The 24,317-nt window shown below is 43.1% G+C and carries 20 protein-coding genes; 1 reads left to right on the top strand and 19 read right to left on the bottom strand.

What is annotated here, in order from left to right:
• Positions 1-25 precede the first annotated feature (25 nt).
• The 14 genes from QQL66_RS01955 to QQL66_RS01890 form a co-directional block, all read right to left on the bottom strand.
• A complete protein-coding gene (locus QQL66_RS01955; RefSeq protein WP_284378142.1) occupies positions 26-1,045 on the bottom strand; it encodes a hypothetical protein in 1,020 nt (339 codons plus the stop codon).
• Positions 1,046-1,429: 384 nt separating this feature from the next.
• The gene (locus tag QQL66_RS01950) at positions 1,430-1,843 is read right to left on the bottom strand and encodes an MAPEG family protein (RefSeq protein ID WP_284378140.1); all 414 of its coding nucleotides are present in this window, start codon (positions 1,841-1,843) and stop codon (positions 1,430-1,432) included.
• A gap of 75 nt (positions 1,844-1,918) precedes the next feature.
• Positions 1,919-2,110, bottom strand: coding sequence for a hypothetical protein (locus QQL66_RS01945; protein WP_284378138.1), 192 nt, complete (start codon positions 2,108-2,110; stop codon positions 1,919-1,921).
• Between the two features lie 54 nt (positions 2,111-2,164).
• Entirely contained in the window at positions 2,165-2,617 is a 453-nt protein-coding gene (locus QQL66_RS01940) for a type IV pilin protein (protein WP_284378136.1), read from the bottom strand.
• Entirely contained in the window at positions 2,618-6,037 is a 3,420-nt protein-coding gene (locus QQL66_RS01935; protein ID WP_284378135.1) for a PilC/PilY family type IV pilus protein, read from the bottom strand.
• A 10-nt stretch (positions 6,038-6,047) separates the two neighbouring features.
• Positions 6,048-6,686 carry a pilus assembly PilX family protein gene (locus QQL66_RS01930; RefSeq protein WP_284378133.1) on the bottom strand — a complete coding sequence of 213 codons (639 nt, stop codon included), beginning with the start codon at positions 6,684-6,686 and terminating at the stop codon, positions 6,048-6,050.
• Positions 6,687-6,688: 2 nt separating this feature from the next.
• Positions 6,689-7,741 (bottom strand): PilW family protein, encoded by a 1,053-nt coding sequence (locus QQL66_RS01925; protein WP_284378131.1) that lies wholly within the window; start codon positions 7,739-7,741, stop codon positions 6,689-6,691.
• Between the two features lie 10 nt (positions 7,742-7,751).
• Positions 7,752-8,342, bottom strand: a complete 591-nt coding sequence (pilV, locus tag QQL66_RS01920; RefSeq protein ID WP_284378129.1) for a type IV pilus modification protein PilV — start codon at positions 8,340-8,342, stop codon at positions 7,752-7,754.
• On the bottom strand, positions 8,342-8,866 hold the full coding sequence (locus QQL66_RS01915) for a GspH/FimT family pseudopilin (protein WP_284378126.1): 525 nt from the start codon (positions 8,864-8,866) through the stop codon (positions 8,342-8,344). Before QQL66_RS01915 ends, pilV begins: the two co-directional genes overlap by 1 nt.
• 191 nt (positions 8,867-9,057) lie before the next feature.
• Positions 9,058-10,770 carry a single-stranded-DNA-specific exonuclease RecJ gene (recJ, locus tag QQL66_RS01910; protein ID WP_284378123.1) on the bottom strand — a complete coding sequence of 571 codons (1,713 nt, stop codon included), beginning with the start codon at positions 10,768-10,770 and terminating at the stop codon, positions 9,058-9,060.
• A gap of 147 nt (positions 10,771-10,917) precedes the next feature.
• Entirely contained in the window at positions 10,918-12,318 is a 1,401-nt protein-coding gene (thrC, locus tag QQL66_RS01905) for a threonine synthase (RefSeq protein WP_284379348.1), read from the bottom strand.
• A gap of 49 nt (positions 12,319-12,367) precedes the next feature.
• Entirely contained in the window at positions 12,368-13,672 is a 1,305-nt protein-coding gene (locus QQL66_RS01900; protein WP_284378121.1) for a homoserine dehydrogenase, read from the bottom strand.
• 99 nt (positions 13,673-13,771) lie between these two features.
• Entirely contained in the window at positions 13,772-15,085 is a 1,314-nt protein-coding gene (locus QQL66_RS01895) for a tetratricopeptide repeat protein (protein WP_284378119.1), read from the bottom strand.
• 305 nt (positions 15,086-15,390) lie between these two features.
• Positions 15,391-15,849, bottom strand: a complete 459-nt coding sequence (locus QQL66_RS01890) for an acyl-CoA thioesterase (protein WP_284378117.1) — start codon at positions 15,847-15,849, stop codon at positions 15,391-15,393.
• A 153-nt stretch (positions 15,850-16,002) separates the two neighbouring features.
• Between QQL66_RS01890 and QQL66_RS01885 the strand changes: the two genes are divergently transcribed.
• Positions 16,003-16,923 carry a LysR family transcriptional regulator gene (locus QQL66_RS01885; RefSeq protein WP_284378114.1) on the top strand — a complete coding sequence of 307 codons (921 nt, stop codon included), beginning with the start codon at positions 16,003-16,005 and terminating at the stop codon, positions 16,921-16,923.
• Here the strand turns inward: QQL66_RS01885 and QQL66_RS01880 are convergent.
• The 5 genes from QQL66_RS01880 to QQL66_RS01860 form a co-directional block, all read right to left on the bottom strand.
• On the bottom strand, positions 16,920-18,032 hold the full coding sequence (locus QQL66_RS01880) for a diguanylate cyclase (RefSeq protein ID WP_284378112.1): 1,113 nt from the start codon (positions 18,030-18,032) through the stop codon (positions 16,920-16,922). The two genes, QQL66_RS01885 and QQL66_RS01880, sit on opposite strands and share 4 nt — an antisense overlap.
• A gap of 181 nt (positions 18,033-18,213) precedes the next feature.
• Positions 18,214-21,375 carry an efflux RND transporter permease subunit gene (locus QQL66_RS01875; RefSeq protein ID WP_284378110.1) on the bottom strand — a complete coding sequence of 1,054 codons (3,162 nt, stop codon included), beginning with the start codon at positions 21,373-21,375 and terminating at the stop codon, positions 18,214-18,216.
• Positions 21,376-21,377: 2 nt separating this feature from the next.
• Positions 21,378-22,505 carry an efflux RND transporter periplasmic adaptor subunit gene (locus QQL66_RS01870; RefSeq protein ID WP_284378107.1) on the bottom strand — a complete coding sequence of 376 codons (1,128 nt, stop codon included), beginning with the start codon at positions 22,503-22,505 and terminating at the stop codon, positions 21,378-21,380.
• Between the two features lie 56 nt (positions 22,506-22,561).
• Positions 22,562-23,212, bottom strand: coding sequence for a TetR/AcrR family transcriptional regulator (locus tag QQL66_RS01865; RefSeq protein ID WP_284378105.1), 651 nt, complete (start codon positions 23,210-23,212; stop codon positions 22,562-22,564).
• 203 nt (positions 23,213-23,415) lie between these two features.
• Positions 23,416-24,312, bottom strand: coding sequence for a DsbC family protein (locus QQL66_RS01860; RefSeq protein ID WP_284378103.1), 897 nt, complete (start codon positions 24,310-24,312; stop codon positions 23,416-23,418).
• Between the last annotated feature and the right edge of the window lie 5 nt (positions 24,313-24,317).

Raw genomic sequence — 24,317 nt, 5'->3', positions numbered from 1 at the left:
TGTTTGAATGACCTGCTATAGAACCCTATAGCAAATCATCTAAATCCAAAGTCTCTACTTGCACTACGTCATCCGGGAACTTACCAAGACTACCTGCAGGCGTTCTATGACCTGTTTTTTCTGTCCACATACGATCAGAAATTGCTCGAATATTCATGGTAGCGATGCGATCAAGCATCGCGGCATCTTTTCGAACAGGCATAGATTTAATTGATTTTGCATGAGCACGGATCACGTCTTTTAGAAGATCCGTTTTATTGGCATTTGAAGCAGCCAGTGCTTCAAAAACATGAGAAAGGCGAACACCTACGTTCTCACCTTGTTTCGATGACTGAGACAAGCGCGCCCAGGCATTCTGACCTTTAGGCATTGTTCCTGGCACCATTGTCCAAACAACTGCGCGCATAGCTGATGGTACACCCCACCAGTCTTCATCTTTCAAACACTCAGCGGCACGGCCAACTTTCGAAGCGATATTGGTAGGAATACCCTGATCAGACAATGAAGACAACTGACTATTCAACGCTTGAAGACCAGACAAGTTACCTACTAACCAAACCAACTGATCTTCACGATCATCAAGATCACCACACTCTTCACCAAGTGCCACATCGAAGTAAGCATCCATATGCTTGTAGGCTTTATATTGGCGTTTAGCCGCCAGAGCAAAATAACGTTTCTGAGCTTCACGAGCATCTTCGGCTTCTGCCGCATCACCCGCTTTTAATGCGCGAAGGTAACGTAACTCTTCATTCCAACCTTTTTCTTCAGCACAAGAAGCAGCAGAGGCATAAAGCAATACACCCACATTATGAGCAGGAGTAGTCACACGACCAAATGACATAAGTAACGGAGACATAGCTTCACCTGAAGCACAGCCCATAGCGGCATCATCCATAGACATGATGAACGGTACGGCATGATCCGCACTGTACCCTGCCATAGTATCGCCAGTTACTTTATAAATTAGATTACAACCCGAGCCTAGTAGAGCCAGAGTAACAACAGATACAAGTTTTACCAGCTTGTTATTATTGTTTTTCACTGCTTTCACCTTTGCTAGCTTTTTATTGGTATTTCTCACACGTGAGTGGAAATCTTCTTATTGGATTTAATAATTTTTATTGTTTTTATAGTAACCAGTTACGATCAGTTACACATGCGTTAATACGACATCTTGTCGTCATTTAGCACAAAAACCTTCGTTTTTGAGAAAGTTATCACATCTTAAACAAGTAAATTAGTATTTTTACTCTAAAATGGTTTGACCGACAAAATCAACCGCCAAGCGCCCTCTTTTGCATTCTTCTCATTGAATACGACTTTCCAACAGAAGCCTATCTTAAATTAACTAAGACGATATACGGTTCTGATAAGAAGACACATTTAGAAGATTCGTTTAGTTGTACCCAGAAGGTCTCAACAAAACTTAGATTAGACAGTAAGCGAGATAGACTAGCATTCCTAGTAGGATCAAAACACCAAGCGCAAAGATCTTCATTCGATAAGGAACATAGTTTGAGGTCATATGCACATAGCTATGGATATAACGGCTAGCAACATATATCCAGGCAACAATCACCAACCACTCAGTCACTGCCTGAATTAAGTAGGAGAGGATACAGAGAACGTAAAACAGCACCGGCGTTTCAAATTGATTGGCGATATTGTTTGATGCTTTAACAACACTTTCAGGCCATTGCCGGTTATCTAACGCCGTTTTCTGACGATCAACAGAGCCCTGTTTAACGGCGGTAGCTTTACGCCGAAGAAGCACAATATAGGCTATTAATGTGAGAAAGATCTGCCCTAACACAGGCAAAAAAATTGATGAGGACTCCATAATTTCGACTCTCCTAGTAAAGTATACTGGCAATCAAACTTACTACATAAGCATTATAAACTCGTTAGATAGTATCTAAGAGTCCGAGTCAGTCTGTGGTTCTCCCGATCCAGATTCCTCTTTCTTTTTACTGAAGATCTTGTCCCACAAATCCATCCCGGGAAAATCAAAGCCCGTTTGATCACCCAACTGATCAGGATCATAACGCATACCGCAACCAGCCTTCACAGTTTTAGCTTCGTCAACATTACCGGTTTTGATTTTCATAGAGTCCATCAACTACAAACTAAATGACCAATGTACACAACACTGACTCAATAGCTATCTGAGGCAATCAGATGTCATGTCTTTATTATCTTTAACAAGAGTCCAAACTCGATTGCTGTTTAGAGTAATTACACCGCACCGGTCTTCAACTTGCTTCCCTTTAGGTACCGCAGTAAGAATAAACCCCGTTACACTTGCCTGCTTTACAGTCACGGTGTAATGCTCTGCAATTTTAGTATCCAGTTTATATACTTTGACTGGATCAGGAACACCTTTATCGCCTTCTGAAGCAGCCCCCACAAACGTATGGTTTTCAAAGGCGTATTGCTGCATAGCTAGCTCAAGAGATTGAAGCTCTGAAATCACATCCTCTCGATGTGTTTCGATGACATACTCTTGGTAACTTGGATATGCTATAGAACTCAAAATCCCAACAATAGAGATAACAATCAGTAATTCAATTAATGAAAAACCAGTATTACCAACTAAGCCCTTTTTATTCTTCATTTATCTTACATCCGTCCAAGAACTTCGAATTGGCTGACGCCCCATTAAATCCATTATCATAACTTCAGGGCCCAAAAATTCAGAGATTCCTACACCAGAACTGCCTAATGTTGATATTCCAGCAGGCGGAGACTCAATCTTAGTACCGGCATAGTTATAATCTTTTTCGTTAATCACACCGTCACGACTAAAGTCCAATAAACTTTTTGGAGCAAGACCAGTGCGATAGTTAGCGGCCATCAAATAGCCTGCAGCTCCATATTTACATGGATCTAGCGCAGACGGGAAGAAGGTATTAAAAAGAACATAATCACCCACAATCTTAGGACTGTGTATCACCCGTTCCCCTGTATTCGGGAGCGGTAGATACCAACCATATTGTCGATCAGATGGATCTTTATGGTATGCGATTTTTTCCTCACCCTCCTCGCCAGTAATCAATCTCAATTCAAGAGCTTTCCCATCAATCTGAACTGAAGCATTAGTGATTGTACGTTCTACAAAATCCCCAGAAGTATCAATACTTAAATCATTTTGCCCGAAGGTATGCATCACACCATAAAAGTGCTCGACACGAGTGGATGTTGCATCCGAATTAGTCATGAATTGACCAGAGCCAAACATTACCATCACAGCAGGATAGTGATTATTCTGTCTGGTTTGGCGATAAAACGGCGCAACAGCTAAATCAGTAGTAATAGATGAAGAATCTTTAGTGACAAATAACGGCTCAATCAAACCACCGCCATAACTTTGAACAGTTCCATCTGAATTGTAAGTAACTTGACTATCAAATACCCACTCAGTCTTTTTGTCACTCCCAACATTAATGACCCAAACATTACCCTGAACATCACCTGCGTACAGATAATCGGCAGTACCATTGCCATCAATATCAAGAGGAGTCACTGTCGACATACCATTACAAGAATCACATGAACCGGAAGAAAGACCACCTTCCTCAGTATCAAACTCCTTAATGACGCGGCCAGTTGCTATATCAAGTAAGAAGATTTTGGCACGACCATCGCTGGTATTGTTGTAGCCATTACCTACAACCGCCACCCATGTGCCATCGTTCATTTTGGCTACTTTTGGCTGAGCGAAACTGTATCCCATATCCTCAGAGGTAAATTCCCACATCACAATATCCGAGGCATTAGATTCCTTAAGTGAATCAGGGTCAGTTACATCTAATGCGTAAACGGATTTACCACCTGCGCCTAAGCCACCCAATAAAACGGTTTTCCACTTACCACCAACATAAGCATCAGCAGGTGACGGTGTACCATCCACATAATAGCGATGGTTGTAATCTTTATCTAAAAGATAGTGCATCCCACCTTCCTCTTCGGTAGACGCAATTCCATGAGGAACGAAAGCAAACACTTCAGAGCCTTCTTCCGCATCAAACCCATGCACCATGCCATCATTGGCACCCACGTAAACAATGGCCTTCCGGTTTTTAACACTACCAACATAGCTTCCATAGCCCGCTTCAATGTACGGTGGCCAGTTGGATACAGCGCCTCCCACGTACACAGGAGAAGAGTTAATGATGTCCCCTAATCGTCCTTTACGGGAATTACGCTGTCTAAAGTCACGCCCTTCTTTATTTCGAGCACCTCTCATATAGTCCACAGCTGTAGTGTAGTAGTTACCTGAGTTACTCGAATTATTTCGGTCATAGGCCATTTTAAGGTCGTCAACCTGAGTCGAACTCAACAAACCTTGCTTAAAGGCAACACCCTTTTTACTGTCCGCATTGAAGGTCACAACTTCACGCTGGTTATTGTTATTAGCGGGGTCTGTCAGGATAGAAGCGGCTGACCACAAAGGCGTGTCTTCAATCGCACCACTGGTTCCATCTACCTTATACGCCAGTAAATCACCATACCAACCTGAGGTAGAGAATTGGGAGACATAAATAATACTACCGCTGTCCAAACTGGCAGAATTAAACGTAACCGAAGCAGCTGTTCCCGTTCGATCAGCAATATCTTCAAAGGCCGTTTTAAGGGATTGAATTAACGTATCAGGGTCTTTAGCAGAAAGAAATTGACCACGGCTTACCCAGGCTGCATGGCGTAAATCATCAATTTTCTCTGGAATATTTTCATCCTCACCTTCTTCTGTAAGAGGATTTGGCCAAATATATGTTTCATTTGGATCTGTTGGGTTTGCATCCAACGTTCCATTCACCCCAAAAGAAATCCCAAAGGTAACCAAATGCTGTGCGGAATTTTCATCAATACCAGGGCGTGTAGGTACATTATTATCCAAGCCGTCATCTAAATCTTTCAAATAATAAGTCATTGCAACATCAGCTAAGGTATTCGAATAACTATCGCTGTCAGACGTTCTAATCAAATCCTTAGTGGTGCTATCACCTTTTATTCCATCCCTGTCGGCGTTATCCACACCTGGGTTAGTAGTACCATTCCAGTACCCATCTGTCATTAAAACTGCAAAGTTTTGCTGACAACTACCTCCTTTGTCATTCTTCAATATAGGGCCGTTTGAAGAGGCGAAATGCTCACCAGCTCGTTTCAATGCCTTTCTAAGAGGTGTCCCACCTCCTGAAGCTTCATTATAAATTGCTTTTAACAGATTTTTTTTATCTTCTGTATCTCCTGATTTGGTCGCCATTTCCGCAACCTCAAAAGCTGGTTCACTACCGCCATTGATAGTCATCAAACCCACGCGCTGATCACTAGCCTTAACCACTTCTCCCATGGCTTTTTTAGATACCATCATTCGATCTCGATAATAAGAATACCAAAGGCGATAGTTTTCCTGTGTGGCAGCATCTTGATTACCAACCACCTTTGCAGCATTTGCGCTAGTGGAACACTCTCCTTTCTGTAATTTACCGTCGCCATTATCATTCCATAGATAGTATTTATGATTTCGAAGACTATAGTTTGAAGCTTCTGACGGACATCCATCTGTTCCCGGGCATCCAGTCCATGCAGAGTATTCAATGGATGGATTAAAAGCTAAAGCATTGTAGCCAGAACATAGCTCCAATCTATTCTGTTTCTTAACTTGGTAGGTATGCTCATCTGTTTTCCATGTGCAATTGCCCCAAAAGTTACAATCCTGATAAGTATGAGAAAAAACACCATCTAAGTCATAATCAGGAAATAACTCTCCATACCTAACATAGTACCCATGGTCACTGATGTAATAAGAATCACCTGAATTTTTTTTCGAAGGGTATATTGTCTTGGCTTCCTTGGTTCTTAGCAGTCGCCATCCCATACTCCCAGAATCGTCCGCTATCAGCATGATATTAGACTTAACGGAGTGCCCTAGAAACAAAGGACGCTCAGCTAGATCACCTGGCGCAGCAAACGCTGTTGAAATAGCAATCAATGAGAAGAGCAAACAAATATATTTAAAGGCATTGGGTTTCATTCAGACGTCCTTATCTAATCGCTAATGCCACATGGCTTCGTAGTACCGTAGAGGAAATGCCTTGTGGCCCCCATCCTATAACCGTCACTCTAAACATTTCTTTGGCTTGAGGGTCTGGCCCATAGCCACCACTTGAAGTCATGACATCGTATCGATCCCGCCCCATGTATTCGATCACAGCCAAGGGCTGCTTAACCATGCGCGTTACACTGTCCGCTCGATCATCGTACACAATGGAAATGGCACTAAAGCCTGGACGATCAACTTCTGCTGTCCAATTTCGGACACTTCCATTCTCATTCACCCAATGACTGGGATCACGATAATTAAACTGTATTGGCAATAGACTGAGAGACAGGCTCCGAGAGACATCCCTAACTTGGCTATAGTGACCATTTGTGCCTGTGAATAAATTAACGATATCACTCTTACTGGTCACCTGAGTTCGAACAAGGTTCTCGGCTTGACGAAGCGCATACTCAGCGGCCTCGACAGAAATTTGTTTAAGGCGGGCATTATGATTTCCCTGAAGCATGAAACTGGTGCTCTTTACTGCAGCAATGCCCCAGATAGTCAACAAAATAATCACAGCCAACGTGATTAAAAGCACACTTCCTTTTTGTTTTTGAACAATACCTATAGGTCGCATGACTATAACCCTCTGTTTCTAAGGTTAATGGTGGTCTCCAACATTTCTTCATCACTTCCGCGATCTAGTGTAATTTTGATCGTAACTGCAGACGGGGTATTATCAAAGTTTCCATTAGCGTCGATAAATCGATCAGGCAAACCATCCTGAGCATTTGCAGCATCATCCCGAACACCGTACTTAATTTGGAAATCCTTCACTGCACTAATTAATTCGTTATGAATGGACGGAGCCTCACCATTCACTATGCGAAAGAGAGAATTCTTATCACCATCAGGATCAATCTTGGACTTACCCACCATATACGTGATATGGAACAACTTACCTAATGAAGAAGCACCACCACTTGCATAGTCATTAAACATCGAAGGCTTTTGAATATTCTGGAAGCCATCAACGGTGCTAGTAGAGTTCTCCAACGCAGCAACTTTGGTAATTCCACTTTCTTTATACGCAGAAGTTGTCGATAAACTCACGACTGCAGGATTAGCAGTTAAGACAAATGGGTGTGCAGTCGCGCAATCACTCAACACCAACAGATCACCCTCATGAATTACGGGCGCACCAGCGGAATCAAGGACATTGGTTGCATCGACAATAATATCTTTCCCATAGGCATCTGCTAAATCGTGCTGCCCCTTAAAGTCCAGCACTCGAATGTCTAAGTCCTGACTGTATACAACATTCAATACATCCGGTTTATCACCCGAGCCATCGACACCATAGACGGCATAGCTAAATTGCATCCCGCCTGAACCATATAAAGACGCATTACCAGGCCCTCTTAGATTTACAATAACCCGCTCAGAGTTATCATCCTCATCTTCATACAAACCGGTTGGGACGCATCCCAAATACCCAGCTCTTTTTAGATCTTTAGTGATATCCTGTAATGCAAAACGACTTGTTTCCATTAAGGTCAATTCGTCTCTGTTAGATCGATATGAGCTGGCCGATTCAGAAAAAATTCGGGTCACAGCTAGAAGAAAAATAGAAGATAAAAGTAATCCAACTAACAACTCTACCAGAGAAAACCCTTTTCCTTTAAAGTGCATATTAACCATCCTATGGCAGTATCATTGTTTTCATACATGCTAAATCTACATTAGGATTTCCACTGCACTGGATTCCTAAATTGTCTGAACCACTATAATTTTTTGAAAGCTTACGATCATCCCACATAACAATTACTTCGTAAGCGTCGACTGTTATGTCTTCCCCATCAATAGTATTTTTCACCTGAACCTTATTCACAAAGCCTTGTCCCAACGGTAGCTCAGTAGCAATGGTGTTTTCCCATGTGGCAACATAATGCTGAATTAAAGCTCTAGAAGAACAGCTACTTTCACAGTTATCTGAACGTAAATATTGGGTATAGTTGTCTCCATCAACTTTCAATTCTTCAAATATTCCAAGAATTGAATAGTTACCTGTTGATGCCTGACCCCGGAGAATATCCCCCATTTCATCAACCAGTTTCATCGCCTGGGTTTTGTAACTAGAAGACGCATTTTTCTGCATCGCTTTAGACTGCATTGCTGCCATCCCCAAGAGTGCGATACTAAAAATCAAAATAGAAATAAGCACTTCCAGGATAGTCATTCCTGATGAAGTATTTGGGATAGAAGCTTGAGAAGAAAGATTACATGAATTCATTAAGAGCACCCCGCAGCTGAATCATCTACTTTTGGGATACCAATTAAAGACATGTTTAGTAGTTTTGAACGACCAGCCTCTGATGTATCACAGAACCTTACCGTACCAGCCTGGGATCGACCTTCTCCATCATAACTAAACCAAGTATTAGATGACGTAACGACAACGGATGAATGGTTTTGATTGACGACTAGTATTTCATCGCCAGAGTTAATAATACCATCAGCCTCACCGCCCTGATTATCTACAAATATTAGATAACCATTCTTCCAGTCAGCTTGGTTTGTTCCACATGTATCCTGAGAGTTGGATTTAAGAGCACAGATAGTGACATTTGTTCGGCGTTTCAGAGCTTCAGACTTAGCGGAATAAAAGCCTACCATCGCACTTTCTGATGCAACACTAGAAACGCTACCGGAAATCAGTTGAGTAAAGCTTCCAGTAGAGGCCACCGCTAATATACCTACAATCAGAATAACAGTAAGTAATTCCAAAAGAGTAAAGCCATCATTCTTTTTCGTCATAAGTGACCTTAAAATTCCATTTTCTGAACAAAGAATCCCAAAATATCAATAATAAATTATTACTAACATTCTTAGAAGTTTTCATTATTGATAACTTGATCGATATCACACAGAAGGCGAGAAGAAAGAAGAAAAATATACGAAATAGGAACTAAAGAAAGTTTAAAAAAATTTGGCAGCAACACTCCCAACTAAAGGAGTGTTGCAAACTCCACCATTAGCTGAAGAGTACGACGATCCCGAAACTCATTCACAGCCAAACGGTAGCATAATTTTACTTTAGAGGCGCCCTCAAACCCTTCTGGGTTTTTAACATTGAAGAAAATGGCATCTACCAATTCTCCTAACTCAGATAACAACACCCACTTAATGTGACCACCGTTCAGTACTCGGATCGAATCAACCGTAAACTCACCTTCGAACAATGGTTCTGCAAACTGCTGCCCCCACGGGAATTTCATCGTCAGTAATTCAGCATTCGACAAAGTCAGTTCATTGGCAGCAAGTTCGCCATCAGTTAATAACTTCTGCTGGAAATCCACATGACTAAAATGCTGATCCAGAACCCGGTTGAAGGCGACTTGAAATTGATCGACCATGCCTGCACCAATGGTTAATCCCGCCGCCATCGCGTGACCACCAAACTTGTGAATCAACCCTGGATTCTGCTTATGAACAAGATCCAAACAATCTCTCAAATGCAGCCCAGGAATAGAGCGAGCTGACCCTTTGATGATACCTTCACCCGACTCTGCAAAGGCAACCACCGGGCGATAAAAACGTTCTTTAATTCGTGAAGCGACAATTCCGACAACCCCCTCATGCCAATCCTGCTGATAAACCACAACACCTTTAGGTAAGCCCTGAGAGGAAACCAAAGCATCCACAAATCTCTCGGCCTCTTCCCTCATACTGGTTTCGATTGACTTTCGCTCTCGATTCAGCGAATCAAGATTCGCCGCTAACTCCAAAGCTTTGTTTGGATCATCTGCGAGCAAGCATTCAATCCCTTCGGACATATCATCCAAACGACCAGCTGCATTGATTCGAGGGCCAATCGCAAAGCCAATATCCGTACTGGTGAGATTTTTGGGTAGTCTTTTCGCAACCTGCAAAAGCGCATAAATTCCAGGAATCGCTCGACCTGAACGGATACGTTCCAACCCCATGGCAACCATAATCCGGTTATTCCGGTCGAGAGGAACCAAATCTGAAACAGTCCCCACGGCCACCAAATCAAGAAATTGCGACATGTTAGGCTCTGCAAGTGCTTGCTGTTCAAACCACCCTTGTTCCCTGAGAACACGCCGAACAGCCAGCATTGTATAGAAGGCAACCCCAACGCCCGCCATTGCTTTACTCTCAAACTCGCAGCCTGGTTGATTAGGATTGACAATTGCTGCTGCCTTAGGCAATTCATTCCCCACCAAGTGGTGATCTGTTACAACCACCTTTATCCCTAACCGATTTGCTTCTTCCACGCCTTCGACACTGGAGATACCATTATCCACCGTCATAATCACATCAGGCGAGAACCGAACAGCATCCCTCACCAACTCGGGGGACAAGCCGTATCCATACTCAAAACGATTAGGCACAAGATAGCTTACCTGTCTTCCACCGAAAGCCTTTAGACAACGAACACTCAGGGCCGTACTCGTTGCACCATCCGCATCGAAGTCACCAACAATCAGAATTCGCTGCTGTTTGATAATCGCCGCAGCCAGAATCATTGCAGCAGAGTTTATGCCCTTTATCCCATCAGGAGACAGGAGCCGCTTCAAACTAAATTCCATTTGTTCAGAATCCGTTACTCCCCTAGCTAATAAAAGCCTCTCTATCAAAGGAGAAACAAGGCCCAAATTGTGATTAACCTGCGGAAGTGAACGTTGAATTATCTTCATAACAATTGGAATGTAAGCCCGCTAACATTGTTGAATGGAACAGCTAAATAAATAGAACAGATAAATAAAAAAGCCCAGCCTCCGTTTTACAACAAAGAGGCCAGGCTTTTGAATAAGTATTTCAGCTAATGAATTTACTAGCGTCGATTACTTAAAGGTATTTTCTGCGATGAACGCTTGGACTTTGTCCAACTCAGCAGGAAGTACACTCACTCGCTCGTCACGATCCATCAGATCAGCAAGGTGATGTGGCAACGCTGGCATATCAAAACCTGCACGCTGAACAGCTTCTTCAAACTTAACAGGGTGTGCAGTACCTAGCGTAATCATAGGAATTCGAGGATTACGACGACATGCACGAGCCGCTTTCACACCAATGGCAGTATGCGGATCAAGTAGATAACCTGTTTCGTTATACACTTCCTGCATGGTTTCGATGGTGACATCTTCGTTCACAGCATAGCTATCGAACAACTCACGTGCTTTCGCAAGCTTGGACTCGTCCAAAGATACAATGTCTTCTTTCGCATTCATCTTAGCCATCAAGTCTGCTAAAGCAGCGCCATCACGATCATAAAGATCAAACAGAAGGCGCTCAAAGTTCGAAGAAACGGCAATATCCATCGATGGTGTGATGGTATGTTTCAACGGACGAACTTCGTATTGATTCTGACTCATGAAACGGTGAAGAACATCATTGCTATTAGTAGCAATAATTAGCTGCTCTACTGGCAAGCCCATTTTCTTAGCCATGTAACCCGCAAAAATATCGCCAAAGTTACCGGTTGGAACAGAGTAAGCCACCGGACGCTCTGGTGCACCCAGGTTAAGAGCAGAATAGAAGTAATAAACGATCTGAGACATGATACGAGCCCAGTTGATGCTGTTCACAGCAACCAACTTACGCTCACCACGTAAGAACGCCTGATCACCAAAGCTCGCTTTCACCATATCCTGAGCTTGGTCGAAGTTACCTTCAATGGCGATGTTATGAATATTATCGCCTTCAACGGTGGTCATTTGACGGCGCTGAACTTCAGACACTTTACCGTGTGGATGAAGAATAAAGATATCCACATTTTTACAGGCTTTAGTACCTTCAATCGCAGCTGAACCAGTGTCACCCGAAGTGGCCCCCATGATCACAACTTTCTCATGACGACGCTCAAGTACGTAATCCAATAAACGACCTAACATTTGAAGCGCAAAGTCTTTAAACGCCAAAGTTGGGCCGTGGAACAATTCCAACACATATTCGTTATGATCAATTTGTTGTACAGGTGCAACCGCTTTATGACCAAAGCCTGAATACACCTCATCAATCATTTTCTTCAGAGAATCGCTGTCTACTGAACCCTCAACAAACGGATAAATTACCTTGTGAGCAAGCTCCGCGTAAGACAGATCTCGCCATGATGCGATTTCTTCTTTGGTGAACTGAGGAACTTCCTTCGGAACATACAAACCGCCATCCGAAGCCAATCCAGTCAGTAGAACGTCTTCAAACGTTAACTCAGGTGCGTTACCACGAGTTGAAATATATTTCATCGCCATGATGCTAAAAACCTAATTCGTAAATCTAAAAATCGTTAACCAGTTACTCAGAATGCTCTGCACGAATACGAGTAACGCTACCAGACACATACTCCAGCGCTTCAATCGCGGCAATTGCTTCATTCATGATTTGTTCTTTCACTTCATGCGTCAGAAGAACAACGGTCGCGTTTGAATTACCGCCCTTGGCTTCTTTCTGAATCATTGCTTCGATGCTGATATCACGTTCACTCAAAATTTGAGTTAACTTCGCCATTACGCCAGTGTGATCCTGAACCTGAAGACGAAGATAGTAAGAAGTCTCCACATCTTCTACCGGCAATACACCGATATTATTGATACTATCAGCACGGAAACCAAGGTGAGCCGGACGCGCATTGTTATCCGCATCAAAGGTTCTCGCCAAATCCACCAAGTCTGCGATTACTGCAGACGCAGTCGGCTCGGAACCAGCACCAGGACCGTAGTACATGGTATCGCCTACGCCGTCACCATGAACAGCAACCGCATTCATCACGCCATCAACTTTTGCAATCAACTGAGACTCATGAATCAGTGTTGGATGAACACGCAATTCAACACCTGCCTCAGTTAGCTTGGCAATACCCAAATGTTTAATGCGATAGCCCAACTCGTCTGCAAACTTAACGTCTTGAGGAGTTACTTTACTGATACCTTCGGTATACGCCTTCTCAAATTGCAGCGGCACACCGAATGCGATAGAAGCCAAAATGGTCAGCTTATGTGCCGCATCAATACCTTCTACATCAAAGGTTGGGTCCGCTTCGGCATAACCTAATTCCTGAGCCTCTTTCAAAACATCTTCAAAATCACGACCTTTTTGGCTCATTTCAGTCAGAATGAAGTTACCAGTACCATTGATAATGCCAGATAAGTGATCAATATCATTCGCAGCCAAACCTTCACGAATAGCCTTAATGATAGGAATGCCACCAGCTACTGCCGCTTCATAGGCAACCGTAACACCTTTTTTCTCAGCCGCAGCAAAAATTTCATTACCATGTACCGCAATCAGAGCCTTGTTTGCAGTTACTACATGCTTGCCGTGCTCAATAGCCGTTAGCACCAATTCTTTAGCTACATCGTAGCCACCAATCAGTTCAACAACGACATCTACCGCCGGATTTTTTGCAACATCAAAAATATCACGAGTTACGTCGACACCAGTTAAATCGCACGTAGGATTATCACGACGCGCACCTACTTGTGTTACCACAATTTCACGACCAATACGGCCAGAAATTTTCTCGGCATTTCGTTTTAAAATATTGAAAGTACCGCTACCAACGGTGCCTAAACCACAAATACCAACGCTAACCGGTTTCAAAACGTCACTCCGTTTTTTTATTATCTGGATACAAAGAGGCGGTTATTCTACATGAAACAACTATTAGTTCGATAGTCGTTATGTGAACCTAATGCAGACTTAACTTCGAATATCAATCTTGGGACACTCAACACTTGGAAAGACTACAGCAGCCTGTAAACAATACTCTGTTAAACCTGCCTCATCTCCAATTTGAGCAAGAGATGCCAGGAGATATTGCCATGCTGGCTGAAAAAATGGGTTTGCATCTATACTCTGTTTTAAATACCCAACAGAATCATTAAATCTCTGCTCCAACATAAAGCTCCGACCATATAACAATAAAGCATAATGATCTGTAGAATTAATGAATAATATTTTATCTAGCATCCCTCTCGCTTGATCATATCTATTTGCTTGGAACTCATCTATTGCAACCTTATAGACTAACGGAGTAAAAACAGAGCTAACTTTAGAATTATACAAGTCCTGCTTTAGAGATAATTCATAAAACTGGATTGCTTTTTCATCATCTCGTAATCTCATATACACATCGCCCTTTGCAGCCAATACGCCTGCATCATTCCCATACTCTAAAACCTTATCTAAGATCTCCAATGCTTTAGAGAACCTTCCGATTGACACTTCCATCTCAGCTTTATCAATTGGAACCCTGAAATACAAACTTTTTAATTTTGGATTTATATTCCACCTAGATTTAGTCCTCTTTGCCTGACTAATCATCTCTGGATAAGAACCATGCCACCTTGGCAACAAACTTGTCATGAAACAGTGACGAATCACAGAACTGTATGGATGAGCTTTGAGCATTCCATCGGCATAAGCAATAAGATTAGCCTTTTGCTCACTCCGAGATAACTCTCTTCTTGAAGCCCTGTAGATATAACTTTTAGCACAGTACTCTGGAAGTAGGTGTTCACGAATACTTTCAGTTTTCTCAAAATCAGCTAAAGCATTTTCAAAGTATTTTTCCATCTGAAAAAATTGCTCTTTGGAGGTTTCATTGGCATACCTAGTCCCTCGAGACAGCCCGCCCATATGAGTAAAATAAATACCCCTGGCTAGATAGGGATAATAATTTTTAGGTGAATTTTTTACCCAGAGGTCCAAAAATTTTAGAAACTCAAGATTATCCACTTCAAAACTGCTATATGCCCAATCTAGAGCTTGATCGTTCATTGGATTATCTAGATATGCCTGATAATAACCATCTAGTTCAAGTTCAAGAGTAAGGTAATCACCACTAACCAATAGACTAATGAAATGCGATTGAGAAGGAGGAACTGAAATGTAACTATCAGCATAGGAAACCTCTGGAGCGAAATTTTCCTTTATAGCTTGGGACTTACAACCTGAGAGAACAGTCAAACAGATAAAAAGCAAGTAAAGGTAGCGTCTTCCTGACACAAACATTAATAGACCTCATTATTAAAATTCCAAAATTTAATCCAAGACTACCAAAAACCGAGTGATGGTTCACGATAACACACAAGGTGAACAACTCTTCAGGTTCATCACTTTCCTATCAATCGCTCCTAATGCTACAACTCAAGCAAAGACCTACGCTTAGAAAACAACAATTTCCAAGCGCCAGATACACCTATCCCAGAAATATTCATACAAATGAACATTCATAAAAAAGGCCCCATCAGGGGCCAAAACGTACGACGCTAAATAGAACTCAGGAACATTTACGCTTTTTTGAACAAGCGAAAGAATTAAGCCAACTCTTCTATCTGGGTGGCGTTTTTCGTCAACGCATCAATATCAGATAAATATACTTGCTGAATTTTTTCAGGCAGCTCAACGACTTTACGCTTTGCTACGTCCATCCAACCAACAACTACTTGATGCTGCGCCGCCAACTCACCACTTGGTTTATAAACTTTATTCACAATAGAAACGGACTTCTTAGACCCTGTCGGCTCACCTGTCTCTACAGTCACTCTGACTTGCTCACCAATGAACACTTCGCGGAAATACTCGGTTTGCTCTTTAAACAACACCGGGCCAATACCATTTTCCTTAAACCATTGAGAGGTCATACCAATTTCAGCCAAAAAACCAATTCGAGTATGAGCACATAAATCCGAGTAAGCACTGTGCCTCATATGCTGATTGGCATCACAATCCGCCCATCGAATTTCAAAAGTCTTTTCAAACAACGCATCAGACATGTGATTACCCTCTCTAGTATCCAGTGTGGACAGCGATATTAATTCAGAGGACATTCTCTACGGAAAAAGACCATAAATAAAATTCATTATAATAATCACACCCATGATTTATAATCATTACAATACATCATTAAGAAAGTGAGCAGAGCAGCTATGTCGATCAATCTCAAAACATTAAGACAATTTGATTTAAACGCTCTGGTTACATTAAGTGTTCTGCTCGAAGTTAAGCACGTAACCAAAGCCGCTGAACAATTGAATCTGACCCAATCGGCTGTAAGTAGAACACTGTCCAAGCTACGAGATGCATTAGATGATCCGATTCTTGTGAAATCCGGAAAACATTTGGCACTGACTAACAAGGCCGAACGTTTGGAACCGGCCGTCACAGCCATTCTCCAACAAGTCAGCAATATTCTTGAACCGGAAGTGTTTGATCCTAAAAAACACACAGGGACGATTCGTCTGGCAACCACGGATTACGGAACTCATACGCTGTTGCCTAAGCTAATTCCTCTACTCGCTGAGGAAGCCCCAAACGTTCAACTGACAGCCGTAGACTGGCCTTCAAACCTATTGAACGAATTAGAAGAGAATAAAGTCGATTTGATCATCGGAGGCACTAAAAAACCCCCGGAAGATATTTTTCAAAGAGTCTTGGCTCACGACCATTTCAAAGCCCTAGTTCGAGCTGAGCACCCAATAAAAGACCGGATAAGTTTGGAACAATACCTCTCGCTCAATCACATCATGATCAGTCCATCGGGTCGTGGAAATAGTGCCATTGATGAGATTTTGGCTACGATGGGACACAAGAGAAATGTCTCAGTTCGTGTTCCCCACTTTTTCGCTGCACTCGAAGTTGTAGCCAGCACAGATTACATCATCCTGCTGCCCAGCCACTTCATCAGGCGATATGTAGATCAAACAAAATTCAGAGTATTGGAACCCCCGTTCGAGATTCCACCAATGGAAGTTTCGATGTTCTGGCACGCAAGAATGCACCAAGCCCCATTACACAAATGGTTCCGACGATTCATTTATGAGAAAGTCTACAACCGGGTTAAATCTTAGTCGGCCAACTTTTTGTGCCTTAACTCCAGGACATCAGACGAGGTTTGTCGCTGCTTTGCCTGCTCTTTTCGGTGGTACATCAGGTCATCTGCCTGACGTATTAATTCTTCAGTCTCCAAGTAATCCTGCGGGCCAGTTTGAATGACACCAATACTGTAGCTAACAAAATTAGAGCGTTTTTCAATTTCATCTTCAAGCCGTTTCTTGTAAATATCGATAGCAGCGTCTGATTCACAATTAGGCAAAATGACACAAAATTCATCTCCCCCATATCGAAAACAACTGTCTTCTGCTCGGGACACCGCTCGTACCGTCTGAGCAAACATCTTCAATATTTCATCACCGAACTGATGCCCTTTGGTATCGTTCATTTTTTTCAGATCATTAATATCTATGTAGGCAAAACAAACCGGTTCGGAACGTCTTTGTGCAGCCCTCAGAACACTGGTCAAGGTATCGTTTAAGTGACGCACATTGAGCAAACCAGTCAGAGGATCAGTACGGGACATTTCCTCCAACTGCATGGTCCTTTCCTTGATTTTTTCTTCCAAATCCATCGCATACTGATCTGATTTTTCTTTTTCGATTTCAATTTCAGAAAGCAAACTACGAATGTAGGTATCAAATACCAAGGTGATATCAAAATACATCAACTTTTCAAGTGCATTGAGTGTATTTATCCTGATGTCCTGATCTTGTATATTATCTCTCAGGGCTTCGTTCAGAAGACTCTTAAGCGTATAGATAGCAGACAAATAGAGTTTAGGCTCAACCCCGATTCGCTTATGAACCAATCCAATACGAAGGCGATTATTTACATACTCCAAATCGTATAAACCGCTGAATAAATCCACGACATATTTACGCTGAGCATGAGCCAAACGTTGCAAGGTATCTGCATCACCAATCAATAAGGCAATTTCAGGGTTTTCAGTTTGAAGCTCGTAAAACTTTTGGACGATGTAATCAAGGTTTCGATCGATTAGAGGTTTTGAGGCTTTGAGAAGCTTTATATCATCAGAAGTAAGAGAAAACAGGTGTTTCCTTTGAGCAATTTCAAACTCACTGATTTTCATTTGCTCAAGTAACGTTTTTTCCGTCTGTTTCATCCTGCCATCTCTAGTCGACAAAGGTAAGAGTATTCCACCCACGCAAGTAGCGCTTTTAATTGAAGATAGCAGATATTAGCTCCGTACTAAGAATTTCTGACAAAAGTCAGCATTTACTTACAAAACTTACATCCTTACCCCCTAAATAAAAAAGGCCTGAACATTCAGGCCTTAGACGGTATTACACCACTTCCCGTCTGGGTTTCGACTGCACGTTAACGGAAACTTCCAGCGGACGATTCTTCACCAACCTGGAATTCCGTCGTAGACCTTTAAACCAGGACGATACGTTATCTCCTAGCACCAATAAGCAAGGCGTTAGCAACAAGGTTAATAGGGTTGCAAAAGATAGCCCGCCAGCAATAGAACTCGACAGTTGAGTCCACCACTGGGTTGAAGGAGCGCCGAAAGCCACATAGCGATTAATCAAATCAATATTCATCGACATCACCATCGGAATCAGTCCCAGCACGGTTGTAAATGCGGTCAGAAACACCGGTCTTAAACGAAGCATTCCCGTCTGTAATGCGGAATCATACGCAGAGTATCCAGCGGCCCGATATTGGTTGTAGGTATCAATCAAAACAATGTTGTTGTTTACGACGATTCCTGCCAGCGCGATGATACCCAATCCACACATAACAATGCCAAAGGGCTGATTTGTCACCAATAACCCCAGCACCACTCCGGCAGAAGACAGAACAATCGCACTCAACACCAAGATACTTTGATAGAAACTATTAAACTGCGTTACCAAAATCAAAAGCATCAAAATGATGGCTGTACCAAACGCCTGAGATAAGAATTCTCCAGTTTCCTTTGCATCTTCATCTTCGCCTTTGAACTTAATACGAATATCTGCTGGAAAGGTCACACCTTCGAGCTGACTCTGTAATTCCTTCAACTTATCCGCAACCAACACCCCTTCCTGCACGTCAGCCTGAATAGTAATGGCACGACGACTGTCTACACGGGTTAGATTGCCGACTTTAGGGTCAGGCTCTAACGTCAGGAAATTACCCAAGGCAACCATTCCGCGATCCGTTCGTAAACGAATCTGCTCAAACTGTTCCAGATTACGTGCTTCTTCAGGATAACGAACACGAATATCCAACTCTTCATCACTGTCATCCGGACGATAGCCAGCGACACGAATCCCTGTAGTCACTAACTGAACCGCAGAGCCTGTTAAGGTCACGTCGGCCCCGTTTTGTGCGGCCAATTCCCGATCCAGATTCAGTTTCCAATCAATACCAGGCAATGGACGGTTATCTTCAAGGTCTTTAATCCCGTCCATTGAACCAAGTACTGAGACAATACGATCCACCGCTTCGGTGATACTTTCGTTATACCAACCTGAAACCTGCAACTGAATTGGCTTGCCGCCAGAAGGGCCATCGTTTTGCTTACGATACTCCAGCACGACGCCAGCAATGTCCTGAGTCCGCTGTTTCATTTCTTCCAGAATCGCAGACGCTTTGGGCCTGTCCTGCCAGTCAATGAAACGAAACTGCAGCGCACCGATGGTATCGTCAGGCATTTCATTGGCAGCGCGGTTAAATGATCGGGCATAAACACTGAGTAGTTCAGGCATCCCAACCACTCGCTCTTCAACCTTTTTAAGCAGTGCATCTTTCTCATAAATAGATAAGTCACCACGAGCCCGTACAAGAATTTGCGCTGAGTCTGGCTCTACGTCGGGGAAGAACTCAGCCCCTTTACCAAACTTAAAGTAAGACGCATAAGCGGTAACCACCAAAATCATCACCAAAAGGAAGAACTTGGCTGGCATTTTCAACAGGACACCCAACAGACGGCCATAGCCACGGGTAATCAGGGAGGCAGAAACCTCCTGATCAAGACTGCCTTGTTGCTTCTTCCGGGTAATCGCAGCCCCGATCACAGGCAAAAACACAAGTGCCATTAACGTCGCTGCAATCAAGCAAATGATCACAGTGGCAGGCAAGAATTTCATGAACTCCCCCATCACCCCAGGCCAAGGTAATAGCGGAATAAAAACAGCTAACGTGGTTGCTGTAGAGGCAATAACAGGCCACGCCATTCGGGTTGCTGCTGCGGCATACGCCGCCTTCGGAGATTCACCTTCTTTTAATTTGCGATCTGCCAGTTCCGCAACCACAATTGCACCATCAACCAGCATCCCTACAACAAGAATCAAACTAAACAAGACAACAATGTTAAGCGTAAAACCAATAGCATCAATGATTAACAAGGCTGCCAGGAAAGATCCCGGAATCATCATTCCTACAATTACCGAAGATCTGAAGCCCATCGCTGCGATGATCACAATCATCACCAGCACAATTGCGCTCAACACATTATTGAAGAGATCCGTTAACATCTCTTCAATCTCTTCAGACTTATCCAGAATGTAGGCAACTTCCACGTCTGCTGGCCAGAATTCCTGCTTAGTCTTAATTAAGGCCCGAATTTCATCCAGAGTTCCAATGATGTTGGCACCAATCCGTTTCTTCACTTCCAACGCCAGCGCAGGCTGCCCGTTCACACGAGCAAATCCTTCCGGGTCTTTGAAAGTACGACGAACCTCAGCAACGTCACCGATCTTAACAACTCGACCATCATGCACTTTAACCGGTAGTTCCAAGAGATCCATAGGTTCTTCAATAACACCAGGCACCTTCATAACCATACGACCACTGCCTGTATCTAGTGCCCCGGCAGCCACCAACTGGTTATTGCGACCCACAATGTTAAACACTTCTTCCAGATTGACGTTGTAGGTTTCCAAAATGACAGGATCAACAATCACCTCGAGCATTTCTTCACGTTCACCGCCAATTTCAACTTCGAGAACACCGGCCAGCGCTTCAATGTCATCCCTTAAATCTCGGGCAATCATCAGCATCTGACGCTCAGGCACAGGCCCAGACAAACCGATGGTCATCACAGGAAAAAGTGCCACATTAATTTCATGCACTTCAGGTTCTTCGGCACCATCAGGTAACTCGACCTTAGCCAAATCCACCTTTTCTCGCACATCCTGCAAAGCGGTTTTACTATCAAAGCCCGCATCAAATTCAAGCGTGACCGACGCATGCCCTTCACTGGCCAAGGCGGTCATTTCTTTTACGCCTTCAATACTTTTCAGCTCAGATTCCATCGGACGAACCAACAGTCGCTCCGCATCTTCCGGGGAGATACCGTCATAAATCATCGACACATAGATGTAAGGTACCGCCACATCCGGTTCTGATTCCTTCGGCATACTATTTAGGGCAACGATGCCACTAATGATCAAGAACAGGAAGATAACGAATACCGACCTGTTTTTTTGCAGAGCAAATTCAATGAGTTTTGCCATGACTACGCACCTTCCAACTGGCTCTGAGCTTCTGTGGCCGAGTTTGTACTTTCAACAGAGGTGGCCGTTTCATCCTTTGACTCTTCGCCAACTACGACAGGCTCCACTTTCTGACCATCAACCACAAAGCCTTGTCCCATAGTAATCACAGTGACCTGCTCAGGCAGACCTGTTAGCCATAAGCCAGAGGATTCACTTTGAATGACGTCCACAGGATAGGATTCAACCACTGCGTCCTCCGTAACCGCTTTTACCAGAAGAACACCGTTGGCTCCCAAGCTGATCACAGAAGCTGATAAGAAATGCGCTTTTTGACGCTGGGTAGTTATTTCCGCACTGACACTAGATCCCAACAACTTGATTTGAGACTCAGGCTTAATCGTTACTTCTACCTTGAAAGCACGGGTGTCAGTATTGGCTTGCGGAGCCACATAGCTGATCACACCTTTCAGAGTTTCACCGTTTACCAATGTAGTGGTTACTGATTGGCCTTTAGCCAAAGAAGCCGCTCGCTGTTGAGGCACCCAACCCGTCATTTTTACCGTATTAATATCCAATACACGCGCTAAGTCATCGCCACTTTTCACATAATCCCCTACCTCAACAAAGCGGTCATCAATGATGCCATCAAAGGGCGCTTTCACTCGGGTGTGATCAATCTCGTTCTTTATTTGACTCAGCTGTGCTTTTGCAGATGCGTACTTAGCTTCATCCTGATTTAACTGACTCGCGGACAAAAGGCCACGTTTAAACAGTTTACGATTGGCTTCCAGATCACTTTCAGCCTTCAGAACTTCAGCCTTGGCCTCGTCCAATCGAGCAGCCCTGTCATCCATAGCAATCGTTAATAACGTTTGCTCCAAACCAACAGGTTGCGCTTTATCTACGTCAACCGCAGCAATTCGGCCCTGGGTTTCTGCTCTCAATACCACAGAGCGGGCGGGCAAAAGTTCACCTTGCATCTTGACTTTAATGTCCACAAATTCAGCTGCAACGGTCTCAACCTGAACTTTCATCAACGGGGCGTCTTCTCTTTGAGTAACTTCCGATGTTGAACGTCCTGGGCCAGATAACACCCAAAGCAAGAGCCCAATTGAAAGAGCAATTGCTATCCACATAGACTTATTCATATTTCCCCCTAATACCCAACTTCCATTGTTGGACTGTTATTTTTTGATTTTTGTATTCATTTCTCAGAAGACGCAGCTAGTGCATTCATCATGAAACCAGTGATAACCTCGACAAACTCATCTTCTTTTAGTTCCGAAAAATCGGTATATGAGTCGTTCATCATCATCGAGATCGCGCCTTCAAACGTGGCCTCCAAACCAATCATCAAGTGCATAATCGGTTGATTTTTTATCACGCCCTCTGCAATCCCGGATTCAAGAAGCCCCCCAAAAAAGGTTTCAAACTCAACGTCTAATGCTTCGTATTCTTCCCGCAAATGAGGAGAAATACGTTTCTTAAAATCAATGCGTTTACAATAAGAGCTCAATTTGGCACAAACGTTATTTTCCCGATAAAAACGGAACGACTCTGAAATAGCTTCTCTCATAAACCCTAAAACGCCCTGCTCCTGGTCTATGGATTGAAATACCTCCATCAACTGATAATGAAAGCTCAACGCAACTCGTGCATAGATGTCTTCCTTACAGCTGAAATGCTTATAAACCGTTCCCTTACCTATACCAGCCTGTTCCGCGATTTGAGAGACAGTTACGTCTTCCCAAGTATCCTTTTCAAACAGTTCGTTAGCTGCTTCCAGAATTTCCTGCTCTCTTCGCTGAAATTCCCTTTCCTTACGGCTCTGTACCTTTGATGTATCTATGGTCATGCCCCTACTTTTATCAAACTACAACTTTTCAAAATACAAGTTTTCATAATAAGACTTTTCACAATAGGAAAAGACGACAGCTTATCGAAACATACAGCCAAGGTAAATGACCATAAGTCATTTTGTGACCACTGGTCATACATTTATTCCAAGCGTAAAAAAGGCCATCAAATGATGGCCTCGATAACGCATTAACTGGTGATTTATTTCACACCTAAACGAGCAGCTAACTGATCTGCTGGGACATACCCTCGAATCAACTCACCCGATTCAGTCACTAAATTAGGCGTTGAATTTACACCCACCTGCTGCCCCAGCATATATTGAGCTTCAACAGGGTTCTCACAAGTCTTAGGTTCAATTGGCTGACGCTGTTTGGCCTTATTCATCGTTGCTTGCTGATCACTTGAACACCATACCGAAACATACTTATCGTACGAGCTTGAACCAATGCCTGCACGAGGAAATGCCAAGTAGCTTACTGAAATACCCATTTCATTCAGCTCAGGAACTTCCTGATGAAACTTGCGGCAATAACCACAATCGATATCAGTAAAAACGGTTAACTTAGCCTTTTCCTCACCTTTAGCAGGAAAAGAAATCATTTGATCCTGTTTAACTGAAAGCAGCGCCTTAGCACGAACCGTATTCATCTTTTCTTCAGTAACATTAGATAAGCCATTCGGCCCCACACGATAAAGATCACCGGCAATGAAATGACCACCATCTTCAGACATATAAATAATGCCATTCCCAACAACCTCTACCGCATACAAGCCTGAAATCGGACTTTCAGAAACAGATTCAATTGTAGCTTGAGGGATTACTTTCTTTAACTTTGCGGTAATATCGACCACTTGCTTTGGTTCATCGATATCCGAAAATGATTGTTGCGAGTTAGAGTCAACTTCAGTTTGAGGAATAGCTTTCTTTGACTTTTCGGTAATTTCGCCCTCTTGCTTTGGTTTATCAATATCCGAAAGCGATTGTTGCAAGTCAGACTCAATTTTACCTTCGGCACATCCAGTTACCCCAACCGCCAACAGACTAATGAAGGCAACATTTAACATTCCAATTTTCACAAGAGAAGAGTTTTGCATTTATA

The organism is Litoribrevibacter albus (assembly GCF_030159995.1).
GTDB classification, from domain to species: domain Bacteria; phylum Pseudomonadota; class Gammaproteobacteria; order Pseudomonadales; family Litoribrevibacteraceae; genus Litoribrevibacter; species Litoribrevibacter albus.
The sequence above is the reverse complement of the archived record's forward strand: the minus strand, read 5'-3'. Positions and strand labels throughout refer to the sequence as shown.